Annotated in this window: 14 protein-coding genes and 1 pseudogene; 5 read left to right on the forward strand and 10 right to left on the reverse strand. The window is 64.7% G+C overall.

Going from position 1 to position 13,772, the window contains the following annotated elements:
* Positions 1 to 12: 12 nt before the first annotated feature.
* The 6 genes from CK227_RS01775 to CK227_RS01800 are packed head-to-tail and all read right to left on the reverse strand — an operon-like array spanning position 13 to position 4,375.
* Positions 13 to 1,272, reverse strand: a complete 1,260-nt coding sequence (locus CK227_RS01775) for an ABC transporter substrate-binding protein (RefSeq protein ID WP_095771243.1) — start codon at positions 1,270 to 1,272, stop codon at positions 13 to 15.
* Positions 1,273 to 1,320: 48 nt separating this feature from the next.
* Positions 1,321 to 1,752, reverse strand: a complete 432-nt coding sequence (locus tag CK227_RS01780; protein WP_095771244.1) for a DUF4440 domain-containing protein — start codon at positions 1,750 to 1,752, stop codon at positions 1,321 to 1,323.
* The gene (locus CK227_RS01785; protein WP_095771245.1) at positions 1,749 to 2,804 is read right to left on the reverse strand and encodes an aldo/keto reductase; all 1,056 of its coding nucleotides are present in this window, start codon (positions 2,802 to 2,804) and stop codon (positions 1,749 to 1,751) included. Before CK227_RS01785 ends, CK227_RS01780 begins: the two co-directional genes overlap by 4 nt.
* Positions 2,801 to 3,154, reverse strand: a complete 354-nt coding sequence (locus CK227_RS01790) for a TIGR04076 family protein (protein WP_095771246.1) — start codon at positions 3,152 to 3,154, stop codon at positions 2,801 to 2,803. Before CK227_RS01790 ends, CK227_RS01785 begins: the two co-directional genes overlap by 4 nt.
* Position 3,155: 1 nt before the next feature.
* A complete protein-coding gene (locus CK227_RS01795; RefSeq protein ID WP_095771247.1) occupies positions 3,156 to 3,644 on the reverse strand; it encodes a DUF3830 family protein in 489 nt (162 codons plus the stop codon).
* Positions 3,641 to 4,375: a GntR family transcriptional regulator gene (locus CK227_RS01800; protein ID WP_095771452.1), complete on the reverse strand. Its 735-nt coding sequence runs from the start codon at positions 4,373 to 4,375 to the stop codon at positions 3,641 to 3,643. Before CK227_RS01800 ends, CK227_RS01795 begins: the two co-directional genes overlap by 4 nt.
* Before the next feature lie 124 nt (positions 4,376 to 4,499).
* Here CK227_RS01800 and CK227_RS01805 point away from each other — a divergent pair, with 124 nt between their 5' ends.
* The 5 genes from CK227_RS01805 to CK227_RS01825 are packed head-to-tail and all read left to right on the forward strand — an operon-like array spanning position 4,500 to position 9,232.
* Positions 4,500 to 5,300 carry an ABC transporter ATP-binding protein gene (locus CK227_RS01805; protein ID WP_095771248.1) on the forward strand — a complete coding sequence of 267 codons (801 nt, stop codon included), beginning with the start codon at positions 4,500 to 4,502 and terminating at the stop codon, positions 5,298 to 5,300.
* A complete protein-coding gene (locus CK227_RS01810; RefSeq protein WP_095771249.1) occupies positions 5,297 to 6,046 on the forward strand; it encodes an ABC transporter ATP-binding protein in 750 nt (249 codons plus the stop codon). Before CK227_RS01805 ends, CK227_RS01810 begins: the two co-directional genes overlap by 4 nt.
* Positions 6,043 to 6,951, forward strand: a complete 909-nt coding sequence (locus CK227_RS01815) for a branched-chain amino acid ABC transporter permease (protein ID WP_095771250.1) — start codon at positions 6,043 to 6,045, stop codon at positions 6,949 to 6,951. The genes CK227_RS01810 and CK227_RS01815 overlap by 4 nt, the downstream gene beginning before the upstream one ends.
* Positions 6,948 to 7,931: a branched-chain amino acid ABC transporter permease gene (locus CK227_RS01820; protein ID WP_179296358.1), complete on the forward strand. Its 984-nt coding sequence runs from the start codon at positions 6,948 to 6,950 to the stop codon at positions 7,929 to 7,931. The genes CK227_RS01815 and CK227_RS01820 overlap by 4 nt, the downstream gene beginning before the upstream one ends.
* On the forward strand, positions 7,928 to 9,232 hold the full coding sequence (locus tag CK227_RS01825; protein ID WP_095771251.1) for an FAD-dependent oxidoreductase: 1,305 nt from the start codon (positions 7,928 to 7,930) through the stop codon (positions 9,230 to 9,232). Before CK227_RS01820 ends, CK227_RS01825 begins: the two co-directional genes overlap by 4 nt.
* A 21-nt stretch (positions 9,233 to 9,253) precedes the next feature.
* On the opposite strand, the gene CK227_RS01830 is transcribed toward CK227_RS01825, so the two are convergent.
* The 4 genes and pseudogenes from CK227_RS01830 to CK227_RS01845 all read right to left on the reverse strand — a co-directional run bounded on the left by CK227_RS01830 (position 9,254) and on the right by CK227_RS01845 (position 13,595).
* Positions 9,254 to 9,910 (reverse strand): GntR family transcriptional regulator, encoded by a 657-nt coding sequence (locus tag CK227_RS01830; RefSeq protein ID WP_095771252.1) that lies wholly within the window; start codon positions 9,908 to 9,910, stop codon positions 9,254 to 9,256.
* Between the two features lie 12 nt (positions 9,911 to 9,922).
* Positions 9,923 to 11,238: pseudogene (locus CK227_RS01835) on the reverse strand (aspartate aminotransferase family protein).
* On the reverse strand, positions 11,239 to 12,297 hold the full coding sequence (locus tag CK227_RS01840; protein WP_095771253.1) for a phosphotransferase: 1,059 nt from the start codon (positions 12,295 to 12,297) through the stop codon (positions 11,239 to 11,241). It lies immediately after the preceding pseudogene.
* Positions 12,294 to 13,595, reverse strand: coding sequence for an ArgE/DapE family deacylase (locus CK227_RS01845; protein ID WP_179296360.1), 1,302 nt, complete (start codon positions 13,593 to 13,595; stop codon positions 12,294 to 12,296). The genes CK227_RS01840 and CK227_RS01845 overlap by 4 nt, the downstream gene beginning before the upstream one ends.
* Between the last annotated feature and the right edge of the window lie 177 nt (positions 13,596 to 13,772).

Consider the following 13,772-nt stretch of genomic DNA (forward strand, 5'->3'; position numbering starts at 1 on the left):
CACTATGTCTGCTTACTGAAGCTTGGCCTGCAGCGCGTTGACGTCGTCGGTGGTCATTTCGCCGTCGGTGGTCACCTTGCCGTCGATGATCTTCCACAGCCGGAACGGGCCGGTGATGTCGCCGAATTTGTCGAAGGCGACCGGACCGATGACGCCTTCGTAGCGGATCGGCTTGCCGTCCTTGATCAGGCCGAGCGCCTTGGCGAACTCCTCCTTGCCGGCGAAGATCGGCGTGCCGGCCGGATCGACCGCCTTGTACATGGCATCCTTGATCTTGGCCGGATCCTCCGAGCCGGCAATGGCGATAGCCAGCCCGACAATGGCCCCGGCATCATAGGAACGATCGGCCGCCGGGTTGGAGGGTTCGATGCCGGAGAATGCCTTGTAGTTCTTGGTGAAGTACTCGGTCGATGCGGTCGGGCTGGTTCCCGACGACGTGCCGTAGGCGTCCTTCAGATAATCGGCGCCAACCGATTCAATGAAATCAGGGCTGTTCATGCCGTCATTGAGCAGGAATTTCTGCACGCCGCCTTGCGAAATCCAGGTGCGGGCAACGGTGGCGCCGTCGACCGGCGTGCTGACCAGATAGAGGCCGTCCGGCTCGCCGGCCATCGCTGCCGTGACTTCCGAGGCATAGCTCGACTGCTTCTCGTTGTAGGGCGTGTCGGAGACGATGGTGCCGCCGAGCGCTTTGTAGGCGCGCGAGAATTCGGCCACCATGTTGACGCCGAAATCGTTGTTGACGTGGATGATCGAAAGCTTCTTGAAGCCCTTGTCTATGGCGTATTTGGCGGCAGCCACACCTTGCAGCGCATCGGACGTGATGGTGCGGAAGAAGATGCCGTTGGTCTTGCCGTCGCGGCCAAGCGCGGTCAGCGTCGGCGAGGAGGACGCCGGCGAGACCTGGACGATCTTGGCAGGTGCTGTGACAGAGGTCAGGATCGGGATCGACACCGACGAGATGATGCCGCCGATGATGACTGGCACCTTCTTGACCTGGACCAGCTGGGTCGCGGCGTCGACGGCGATGTTGCCCTGGCTCTGGCTGTCGCGCGTATCGGTCACCAGATCGCAGCCGCGCACGCCGCCGGCTTCGTTGATGTCGCGAAAAGCCATTTCGACCGACTTGGCGCCGGCCTGGCCGTATTCGCCGGCCGGACCGGTCAGTTCCATGACGAGGCCGACGGTGATCTTGCAATCGGCGGCCTGCGCTGCGCCCGCCATCGTGACGAGAGCAAGCGCGGTGGTGAGTTGGAGTATCGTCTTTCTCATTGTTGTTCCCCTTTCGTTACTCGACACTAATTGATCTCTGGAGCCTGTTCAGCTTTCCGGCACCTGCAGCCAGGTTTCATGCAGGTGTCGCCATTCGACGCCGTTGGGCGCCGATGAACTGGGGGTGAAGACAGCGCTCGACTGGCGGCGGCTGTGCTTGCCGCCGCGCAACTGCGCCTCGACGTAAAGGACGACGATGGAGTCCTCGGTTTGCCAACCGGGCCTGATATCCTCGATCGAAATGGCAAACCCGTCGTCGCACGTGGCGCGGCTTGAGCGGACATGATCAATCACAGCGTCACGGTCGAGGATCTCGCCGCTCGGTGCGATCATGGTCAGGCCTTCGCCCATGACGTCTTCGAAGCGCGAGAAATCCACCGTGTTCGCACGCGCGGCGACGAACCATTCAACGAAGAAGCGATGCAGGCCGACGACCTCGGCGCTGGCCCGCGAAAACAGCGTCGAGTTGCTGGCGCTCATGTGCGGCCTGCGTTCAAATTGTAGTGCATGATCGAGCCGTGGCGGCCGTGACGGTCGCGCTCCAGCGCGTAGACATCGCCAAGGGGACCTTGGCCCTGCGCGATCACAGCCGCGATCTTCGCCCGGTCATCGGCGTCGAGCGGGACGTCCATGATGCCAGCATTGGCGAGCGCATGCGCCTGATTGCGGGCGCCGACGATGACGGCGGCGACTCGCGGCTGATCCAGCACCCAGGCGCTGGCGATGGTGGCGATGTCGACGCCGTGCCGGTCGCCGACGGCCTTCAATGCCTGGAGCAGCTGCTGGAACAGGTCCCAGCCGCCGAAATCGTCGATGATCAGCTTGTATTTGACCAGCGAGCGGTTTTCGAGCGGCGTGCTGGGTTCGGCGACCCCAAGCCATTTGTCACTGAGGAAGCCGCCGGCTACCGAACCATAGCAGAGGAAGCTGACGCCGTTTGTCTTCGCAAGCGCTGCGAGATTGTGCGCAGGCCGCTGATCGAGCACCGAATATTGCAGTTGCTGGCTGACCAGCGGAATGCCGGCGGCGAGGATTTCGGCCAGCCGAGGCGTGTCGAAATTGGTGGTGCCGAGATTGCGCACCTTGCCCTCGCGCCGAAGCTCGTCGAGCCAGCCCATCGCCTCGACATAGCGAGGCTGGTCATAGTCCCACCAGTGAAACTGGACGAGATCGAGCCGCTCGGTCTTCAGCCTGCGCAGCGACTGCTCGACGATGCCCCTGATATAGTCGCGGCTGATCGTTGCCAGCCGTTCCAGGTCGGGCACCAGCTTGGTATGCACCTTCATTCTTGCGGCAACGTCGAGGCCGCGCTCGCTGGCCAGCCGCAGGCGCGCGGCGCCGATCAGTTCCTCGACGCCGGTGTAGATATCGGCGCAATCATAGGTCCAAATGCCAGCATCGAAGGTGGCGATCAGGTCGGTCACCGCCTGTTGTCGGTCGATGGCGCCATGGCCGCCGGCAAGCTGCCAGCCGCCGCGAATGACACGCGAGATGGTGTAGCCGGGGCCGAGTTCGAAAGTCTTGGCGGTCATCCCTTGTCATTCTCCTTCGGCAGCGGCACGGCCGTCGTCTCGGCATGGCTGAACCGCCGTTTGCCGGTCCTGATGATTCGTAGCCGGCTGGCGCAATTGGGATCGGGACAGGCGATCTCGGCGTCCGATGTCATCCAGTCTTTGGCATCGGTCGGGCGCTGCTTTGCCGCCAGCAGCGGCAGCACGGCGGCGAGCGAATAGATCGAGAAACCCTGCCCTGCCGGCATCGACAGCATTTCGCCCTTGAGTTCAAAATAATCACCCGCCTTGGCGCCGCAATAGATCGGCTTGCCCTGCGGGATGACCGCCTCGACGCGAAGGTCGAAGAGCTCGAAACTGTCGTCGGCCATGTCAGGCCTCCACCAGGCTGAAGGTGACGTCGCAGGCGCCGTTGCGGCGGATGACGCCACATGAGGCGGCGAATTGGTCGCGCTCTTCGGCGCGTAGCTGCGCCACCACGCTGCCGGCCAGCCAGCCGATCGGGAACAGAAGCCGCGCGCCCTGTCCGTAGTAGAGGCCGATGTCGAAAATGGCATTGGGGTTGCCGCCCCACATGCGCGGCGGCACGTAGGACAGCACGATGTCTCCGGGCTGCGGCGTCAGCGTCGCGTTCTCCGCCGGCAAGGGCCTGGCATAGGGCTGGCCATCGAGATCATCTGATGGAATCGGGCAGGAGATTTCCGGTCCCGTCCACATCGCATGGATGCCGGGGACGACACGTGGCGTGGCGAGGTACGCCTGGAGAAAGGCGGCGTTTTCCGGCGCCTTTTCGGGCCGCAGCAGCGCCGTCACGGAAAGCTGCGAGCGCGGTTCGGTGATCCTGATGGCCGGCTTGTTCATGTCTGGCCTCTCGCGGCGGCGGATTGAAGCTTGTCGCGCAGGAAGGCAAAGGGCCGGCTGATATCGGCCACCAGCGCCTCGCGCGCCGCTTGCGCATCCTGCTTGGCGAGCGCCGCGACGATGCGGCGGTGATAGTGCGCGGTGTCGACCTCACCGGCGTCGGAAAAGGCATAGATGGCGACGCGGATGCAGGGGCCCGATTGCAGCCACAGGCTTTCGATCATCGGGATCAGCACGGCCGAGCCGCAGCAGCGGTAGATCTCGAAATGGAAGCTCTGGTTGAGCGTCGCTTCGCGGTCGATATCCTTCTTGTGCTTCAGGGCCCGCATCTCGTCCCACTCGCCGAGCATGGCTTCAATCGAAGCGATCTGGCGCGGGTTCATGCGCGTGGCGGCAAGCGCGATCGCCTCGCCTTCGATAAGTGAACGGGCGCGCAAAAGGTCGTCGATACGCTCCAGCGTGATCGGCGGCACGCGCACCGAGCGGTTGGGCAGCGCCTCCAGCGCCTTTTCCGTGATCAGCCGGCCGAGCGCTTCGCGCACCGGCATGGTCGAGGTGACCAGCGCATCGGCAAGGCCGCGGATGGTCAGTACTTGGTTCGGCTCGAACAGGCCGCCGATCAAAGCGCGGCGCAATTCGGAATAGACGCGATCCTGCACGGTCTCGCGGCCGACCGGCGTAAGCTGGGCTGCGATTGTTTCGTTGGTTCGCTCGATGGCAGCCTTCTGCATCCCGGCTTTTGCCCCGTTTTTCGGCTTGCGGATGAAATTAAAGCCGAATAGCGTGATCAAAGCAAGTGTGATCACAAATCAAAAATCAGGAGACGGCGATGATCGTCTTCGGCCAGAGGGTTTGATGAGCGAGGCAAGCGAACGGCAGGGGAAGGACACCCGTGCGCCGGTTCTGACGGCAAGGCATGTCGTCAGGCGGTTCGGCGGCCTCGTCGCCGTCAACGACGTCTCGTTTGAGGTCAAGGCAGGCGAAATCCTTGGCCTGATCGGGCCGAACGGCGCCGGCAAGACGACCATGTTCGACCTGCTGGCCGGCAGTATCCTGCCTTCCAGCGGCGACATCCTTATCAACGGCGCGAGCGTCTCGGGCGAAGCCGCGCATCTGCGCATCGGCCGTGGCCTTGGCCGCACCTTCCAGATCCCCCGCCCGCTGCCCAATCTGACGCTGATCGAAAACATCATGCTGGCGGCACAAGGTCAGGCCGGCGAGAAATTACTCGCAAACTTCGTCACGCCATGGCGGGTGGCGGCACAGGAAAAGGTGGCCAGGGCAAAGGCGCTCGACCTGTTGGAGCTGGTGACCCTCACCCATCTGGCGCATGAGCCGGCGCGCGTGCTGTCCGGCGGCCAGCGCAAGCTGCTCGAACTTGCTCGTGTCATGATGGCCGACCCGGCGATCATCCTGCTCGACGAGCCGGCAGCCGGCGTCAACGCGACGCTGCTGGAAGTCATCATCGACCGCATCCGCGACATCAATGCGCGCGGCATCACCTTCCTTTTGATCGAACACAACATCGACATGGTGACGCGGCTCTGCCACCGCGTGCTGGTCATGGCGAGCGGCCAGTTGCTGAGCGAAGGCCCCGCGGAACAGGTCGCCCGCGACCCGCGTGTCATCGAAGCCTATCTCGGAGGCACGGCATGAGCGAGACCGTCCTCGATGTCCACGATCTCGAAGCCGGCTATGAGCCTGGCTTGCCGATCGTGCGCGGCGCCTCGATCACTGTCGGAAAGGGCGAGATCGTCGTCGTCCTCGGCCCCAACGGCGCCGGCAAATCCAGCTTCATCAAGGCGATCGCCGGCCTCGTCCCGATCACCGCCGGCACGGTGTTTTTGGACGGCAAGGACATCACGGCCGCGCCCGCCCATACCATGGTGCGGCTTGGCCTGGCCTTCGTGCCGCAGACCGAGAATATCTTTCCGCTGATGTCGGTCGAGGACAATCTGAAAGTCGCCTGCGGCATCCTCGAGCGACGTGAAATCCCTGCGCGTATCGACGAGATGTATGCCGCCTTCCCGGATCTCGTGCGCCAGCGCCGCACCGCCGCGGGCAATCTGTCGGGCGGACAGCGTCAAATGCTTGCGGTCGCCCGCGCCCTGATCGTGCATCCCAAGGTGCTGGTTCTCGACGAGCCGTCGGCCGGCCTGTCGCCGAAATTCGTGTCGATGGTGTTCGAGATGCTGGCCGGCATCCGCAAATCCGGCGTCACCATCCTGCTGGTCGAACAAAATGCCAAGGCAGCACTGGCCATCGGCGACCGCGCCTATGTGCTGGTCGAGGGCAAGGACCGGCACGAGGGCGTCGCTTCCGAGCTGTGGAACGACCCGGTCGTCGCCGAACTCTATCTCGGCCAGCGCCCTGCTCGTGCCGGCAAGGGAGGCGCGGCATGAGCCTGCAATTTGTCGTCGACGGATTGCTGACCGGCTCGATGATCGGGCTCGGCGCCATCGGCGTGACGCTGACCTATTCGATCCTGCGCTTCTCCAATTTTGCCCATGGCGACTTCATGGCCTGGGGCACCTATGCGACGCTCGCCGTCGTCAGCGCCATTGGCGCCACCTTTGGCAAGATGGCACCCATCGCGCCGCTGTCCTTCGGCTGGCCGCTCCTGGTTGCCCTGGTCGTCGGCATGGCCTTTACCGCCTTGCTGGCGCTGCTGCTCGACAAGGTGCTGTTTTCGCGGCTGCGCTCGCAGGGCCAGGCCATCATCGTGGTGATGGCGAGCTTCGGCGCCTCGATGGCGCTGAGGAGCCTGCTCGAATTCACCTTCACCTCGCGGCCGACCTATTTCAGCCGGGCGATCCAGATCGCCATGCCGGTCGGCTTCGGCATACGCATAACCCCCGACCAGATCGCGCTTCTGCTGCTGACCGCCGTGCTGGTGCTCGGTGTGCATCTTTTGATGACGCGCACGCAGACCGGCCGCGCCATGCAGGCACTGAGCCAGAACGCGGCGCTGGCCCGCATCGTCGGCATCGACGTCGCCAGCGTCGTGCGCGTCACCTGGGTCATCGGCGGAGCGCTTGCCTGCGTCGCCGGCGTGATGATCGGCATTCTGGTGCAGATCCGTCCGTTCATGGGCTTCGACATGCTGCTGCCGATGTTCGCCGCCGCAATCCTCGGCGGCATCGGCAGCATTCCGGGCGCGGTGCTCGGCGGGCTGATCATCGGGCTCGCCGAGGCCGCCGCAGTGCAGCTGATCGGTGCCGAATGGCGCGCCGCCGTGTCCTTCATCATCCTGATGGCTGTCTTGTTCGTGCGGCCGATCGGCCTTTTCGGAGTTCGGGAAAGATGATCGATATCATCGGTTACGGCGCCTTCTTCCTGACCACCGCGCTGATCTTTTCGCTGGTCACGCTGGGGCTCAATCTGCAGTGGGGGTTGACCGGCCTGTTCAATGTCGGCCTCGCCGGTTTCGTCGCCATCGGCGCCTACACCTCGGCTTTGCTGACCACACCGGATGATGCCGCGCGGTTGGGCGGCTTCGGCCTGCCGATCCTTGTCGGCTGGCTTGGCGCCATGGTCGTCGGCGGCATTGCCGCTGCCCTGACCGGCATGGCGACACTGCGGCTCAGGTCCGACTATCTGGCGATCACCACTTTCGGCGTCGCCGTCGTCGTGCAACTGGTCGCGCTCAATGCGCAGAAGCTGACGGGCGGGCCGTTCGGCATCGGCTTCATCCCGCGCCCGTTCGGCAGCCTCGCCGAGACGCCGCTGCTGTTCAACCTGTCCAACCTCGCCGTCGTCTGCGCGGTCACGCTCATCGCCTATCTCGCCCTGGAGCATCTGTCGCGCAGCCCCTGGGGACGCGTGCTGAAGGCCTTGCGTGAGGATGAGCGGGCGGCGATCTCGCTGGGCAAGAGCGCGCGCTTCTACCGCGTCCAGGCCTTTGCCGTCGGCGGCGCGATCATGGCCCTTGCCGGCGCTTTGCAGGCGCATTTCACCGGCTTCATCGCGCCGGACAATTATTTGCCGATCCTGACCTTCCAGGTCTGGGTGATGCTGATCGTCGGCGGTTCCGGCAGCAATCTCGGCGCTGTCATTGGCAGCATTCTGGTCTGGGGGATATGGGCGGGGTCGGGTACATTGACCAGTGCGCTGTTTGCGCCCGAGCAGCAGGCGCGTGCGGCCTCACTGCAGATCGTCGCCATCGGCGTCATGCTCTGCGTCATCCTGCTGATCCGGCCGAACGGGCTGTTCGGCGACAGGCCGCGTCGCCCGCGCTTCGGGAAGCGAGCAAAAGCGGCGGCGATCAAGAGCAGTTTCGGCTCATGACCGCTGCGATCGGGCAGGAAGCGCATGACGTTTCACTGTGGCACGCCGTCAGCCCCAGTCGCCGGGAACTGCCGGCGCTGCAAGGCGGGCTGGATGTCGATCTGGCCATAGTCGGCGGTGGATTTTCCGGCCTGTCGGCCGCGCTGCACGCCGCCGAAAAAGGCATCTCGGTCGCCGTCCTCGAAGCCGAAATCATCGCCTGGGGCGCGACCGGCCGGAATGCCGGTTTTGTCGTGCCGAACTTCGCCAAGATGGACCCGGACAGCATCCTTGCGCATCTCGGCCCCGAGCGCGGTGAACGCCTGATCGACTTTGCCGCCGGCAGTTCGGACCTGGTCTTCAGCCTGATCAAACGACACGGTTTTGACTGCGACGCGGTGCAGAACGGATGGATCCAGCCGGCACATTCGCCTGCAGCGTTCGAGAAGGTCAAATCGCGCGCCGGGCAATGGGCACGGCGCGACCGGCCTGCGGTCACATTGGATCGTCAGGACGTCGAGGCCCTGACGGGCGCGCGCGGCTATGTCGGCGGCTGGATGGACCGTTCGGGTGGCGTGCTCAATCCGGTCGCCTATGCGAACGGACTGGCCAATGCGGCGCAGAAGGTTGGCGCCAAGATCTTCGAGCACACGCCGGTCACCTCGGTCGATCGCATGGCCGATAGCTGGTCGCTGAAAACGCCATCGGGCTCGGTGCGTGCCGGCAAGGTGCTGATCGCCACCAACGCCTATGGCGGGTCGCTCAATCCGCTGCTGCAACGTAGCTATTTTCCGCTGAAGATTTTCCAGATCGCGACCGAGCCTTTGCCGCGCAAGGTGCGGACGCGTCTGCTTCCTGGCGGGCAAGGCGTCGGCGACACCAGGCGCAATCTCTTCACCTTCCGCTTCGATGCCGACAACCGGCTGATCAGCGGCGGCATGCATATTCTGAGCGCCGGCGCCGACACACGTGTGCCGCGGACAATCTGGCGGCGGCTGGCCAGGCATCTCGACCTGCCGGACCTGCCGCCGCTTGCTTGTGGCTGGTCGGGAATGGCTGCCGTCGAACCGGATTTCCTGCCGCACCTCCTGGACCTAGGGCCAGGGCTGATCGCCGGCCGCGCCTGCAACGGTCGCGGTATCGCCATGACGACGGCGATGGGCAAGGCGCTGGCCGACTGGGCCGCCGGGACCGAAGCGCGCGACTTGCCTCTGCCATTCGCGCCGCCGGCGCCGATCCCCTTCCACGCGCTGCTGCGGCACGCGCCCAACGCGCTGCTCGGCTGGAGCATGCTGCGCGACCGGCTGGACGAGACAGCGTAGGCCGCTCCAGCCGCCGTCCGATCAGGCCGTCGTGCGAAGATTTTCAGAGAGAACCGCGGCCGCCAGGGCGATGTCCTGTTCAAGGGAGACCCGGACAGCAGGGCCATCGCGCTGCTCCAACGCAGCAACAATCCTGAGATGCGCGTCGTTCGACTGCGGAATATATCGCTCGGCCTGCATCAGAAGCTTGAGATAAGGCCCGACCCGGCCCCAGAGGTCGCGGATCATGTTCAACAGGATCGGCGCGCCGGCATGCTGGTAGATGGCGAAGTGAAACGCCTCGTTCAGCGCGAGATAGGCGCTGGCGTCGCCGGCCTCGATGGCGCGCTGCATGCCGGCGAGCGTCGCCTGTATCTCGACCAGCCCGCTATCGCTCATCCGCGTGGCGGCCATCTCACCCGCCAACCCCTCGACGGCGATGCGGATATGGGTCAATTCCTCGAAGGCCGGGGCCGACAGCAAGGGCACGATAACAGAGCGGTTGTTCTGCATTTCGAGCAGCCGCTCGGCGACCAGTCTTTGCAGCGCCTCGCGGATCGGCGTCGTCGAGATGCCGAAGGTCTCGGCAAGCTTGCGGATGACCAGCGTCTGGCCCGGGCTGAAACCGCCTGAAATCAATTCCTGCTTGAGCGCGCCATAGGCGCGGTCGTTGAGGGTTTGATGTTCGAGCTTCAGCATGCGCGGTCCAGATCACCAATTCGACAAAGCGCGGTCGAGCGTCTCGGCCAGCTGCTCGGCATTGTCCCTGGCAAAGGGCAGAGGCGGCCTGATCTTCAGCACATTGCCGCGCGGACCGCAGGACGAGATCAGCACGCCATCCTCGCGCATGGCTTCGACGACAGAAGATGTCTTGCTGGCGGCCAGCGCCGCGTCGCCATCCGCCGTCAGCTCGACGCCGAAATAGAGACCGTTGTGCCTGACGTCACCGACCATGCCGTGACGGCCCTGCAGAGCGCGCAGCAGGTCAGCCGTATAGGCCCCGACATTGCGCGCGTTCTCGATCAGTCCCTCGCCTTCGATCACGTCCAGAACCGCGAGGCCGACGGCGGCCGCGACTGGATTGCCGCCGAAGGTGTTGAAATAACCGGTATTGGAGCCGAAGGATGAGACAAGCCGCGGCCGCACCAGCATCGCGCCCATCGGATGGCCGTCGCCGATCGGCTTGCCCATGGTGACGATGTCGGGCTCGAGGCCATAATTGGCAAAACCCCACATGCCCTGGCCAAGGCGGCCGAAACCGGACTGGACCTCATCGGCGATGACGATGCCGCCGGCCTTCCTGACGTGATCCGCCGCCTCGCGCATGACCGCCGCGTCGGGGAAGAAAATGCCGTCGCTGGAAAAGGCCGAGTCGAGCAGCAGCGCCGCCGGACGGATATTCTGCGCACGCATGTCATCGATGGCGGCCGCGACATTCTTGGCGAAGTCCTTCGCGGCGCGGCCGTGGTCGCGGAACGTGTCCGGCGCCGCCACGGTCCGGTGGTGCAGGGGCACGCCCTTCGCGCCGACCGCCGCCGGCGACAGCTGCGCGGTGGCGATCGTGGCGCCGTGATAGGCGAAATCGGTGATGATGACGCCGGTGCCACCGCTCGAATGCTGCGCGATGCGGATGGCGAGGTCGTTGGCCTCGCTGCCGGTGCAGGTGAACATGGCATGGCCCAGATGGGCCGGAACCGTGCCGAGCAGTTTTTCCGCGTAATCGAGGATGATCTCGCTCAAGTAGCGGGTATGGGTGTTGAGCGTGGCGGCCTGTCCGACAGTGCCTCGACGACGCGGGGATGGCAGTGCCCGACCGAGGCGACATTGTTGTAGGCGTCGAGGAATTTGCGGCCTCTCGCATCGTAGAGCCAGACGCCGCTGCCGCGCACCAGATGGATCGGGTTGCGGTAGAAGGCGCGATAGGTCGGCCCAAGCAGCCTGGCGCGGCGTTCGAGCAGAGCGCGATCGCCTGCCGAAGCGTCGGCGTCGTCAAGGACGTTCGTGGGTGAGGACTGGGACACGGGCATCTACTCCGGATTGGAATGGTCGAGAAAATAACGGCGGGCCTCATCCGATGACAGCCCATCGAGCCGTTCGAGCGAGGTCCAGACCTCGGCGATGAGGCGCAGCACATAGGCGCGCTTGGCCGGAAACCGTTCCGCCTGCCAACTGGCGATGTTGGCAATGAGCGCAAGGCGGGCACGGACCAGATCGAAAAGGATGCCGATTTCTTCAGCCTCGAGCGGCTGCACGGATTGATAGCCGGCGACGAAGCGCGCGGCCGGCGCCAGCGGATGACCTTCAGCCGGCCAGCGGTAGACGGCGCCGATGGCGAGATCGCAGATCAGCGGCGAGTGGATCATGTCGCCGAAATCGAGGATGCCGCTCACCACCTCCGGCCGCGAGGCATCCATCACCACATTGTAGGAGTTCATGTCGTTGTGGACGATCTGGGCGCGCAGGCTCGGAATGACCGGCGCCGCACGCGCCTCGAAGGCATCGATGACGCGCTCGACCATGGCGCGGTGGCCGGCGTCGGCGATAAACGCCAGCATCGGCCGCGTCTTGGCGACCTTGCGGATGTCCCAGAGCAGGTCGCTGCCGGCGGCCCGATGGAAGAAGCCGCGCAGAGCCCGGCCAAGCCGGGCGAGGAAAATGCCGAGATTGCGATCCTGCGCCGCCGACGCGGGGCAGCGCGACAGCAACTGGCCGGGCAGATAGGTGACCAGCCGGATGATGCGCGGCGCCGACCCGCCGACGCTGACCGTGAACTGCGCTTCGCCCTCGAGGCTCTTGCGCACCGAAGGGACCGGCAAGGTCGGGTCGACCCCCAGGATGTGGTCGAGAGCCTTGTTCTGGAAATCGGTGAAGCCGGCCTCCTCCGCCGGATGGGAAATCTTGAGGACGAACTCGCCCTCGCCGTCGGTATGGATGTGGAAATTGTGGTCGCGCTCGCCGGGCAACGGACGCGCACTGCCGGCGAGGCCGTAGTGCCGGCGCAAGATGGCAAGCGCGTCGGCAATCGAAACGTCAGGCGCATCCTCGGCCAGCGTTTCGCCAAAGCCGTCTGGCACGGCCGCATTCATGAGCTTACCTCCGGATCGATCGGCTCGAGACCGCACCAGTCGGCGATGAACAGCGCAATGGTCTGGGTGACCTTGCGCACCGAATCCAGATCAACGGCCTCGTCATAGCCATGCGGCATGCGGCAGATCGGGCCGTAGACGATCGCCGGCGTGTCGGCATAGAGGCCGAAGAAGCGCGCATCCGTCGTCGCCGAAGTGACGTGCTCCTGCAGCGGCTCGCCCCAGACGGCTGTATGGCTGCGGCGCAGCACGGCTTCCATCTCGTCGGCACCTTCCAGCACATAGCCATCGGCCATGAAGCCATTGTAGCTCATCTTGGGCGGGCGATTGGCCAGGAAGGGATCGGCACGGGCCGCATCGGCGATGCAGGCTTCGAGCTCGGCCCTGGCGTCCTCGAGCTTCTGGCCGGGATAGGTGGCGACCCGCATCTCGAATACACAGCGCGCCGGCACGCTAGATGTCCATTCGCCGCCTTCGATCTTCCCGAGGTTGAAGCGGATCGGATGCGGGTGATCGCAGAAATGCTTGTCATCGACCTTGCGCGCATTCCAGACGATTTCGAGCTGCTTCAGCGCCTGGATGATGAGAAAGGCCTTCTCGATGGCATTGGCGCCGGCCGAGAAAGCGCCGGAAGCGTGCTGCGGATCGCCATCGACCTCGACCCTGAACCAGATCGGCCCGACCTGCGCCCGCATCAAGCGCGGTTCCAAGGGCTCGGGAATGAAGGCGGCGTCAGCGCGGTAGCCGCGTTGCAGGCAGGCGAGGGCGCCATTGCCGGTGCACTCCTCCTCGACCACAGACTGGAGGTAAACATTGGCGGCCGGCTGGCAGCCGAGGCTGCGCAAGGCGGCGAGCGCGTAGAGACAGGCCGACAGGCCGGCCTTCATGTCGCCGGCGCCGCGGCCATGCATCCAGCCATCCTCGATCGCCGGATCGTAGGGGTCGCGCACCCAGCGGTCGAGCGGCCCCGTCGGCACCACATCGATATGGCCGTTGAGGATCAGCGAACGGCCGGTGACGTTTCTCGGCGTGTGGGTGGCGACGACATTGAAGGCATCGTCATAGGAGACCGCAACCGGCGAAAACCCCGGAAGGTCGCGGATCGCGTCGACATCGACACGCCACATGTCGACGGCATAGCCATCTGCCTCATAGGCGGCCGCCATGAAGGATTGCGCCGCGTGCTCCTCGCCGCGCTGGGAGGGAAAGCGCACGAGTTCCGACAGGAACGCGACTTGCCGCGCGAAGCCGTCGTCGACCGCGCGCAAAATGGCTTCGTCGGCAATTCGCTCAGGCATGATATTCCGCTTTCTCGTGAATGGTGTATCATATCTCATATGCCATTTCCTGGAAAGGCAAGGAGACAGGTCGGGCCAAAACTATGGCCCAACCCGGGAATCTCTTGGCAGGCGGGCGCAGAGTTGGCATCACCTTCTTGCATGCCAGTAAAGCTGCATGGCGAAGATCGAGGACAG

The sequence above is a fragment of the Mesorhizobium sp. WSM4308 genome, from assembly GCF_002294905.1.
GTDB lineage: Bacteria > Pseudomonadota > Alphaproteobacteria > Rhizobiales > Rhizobiaceae > Mesorhizobium.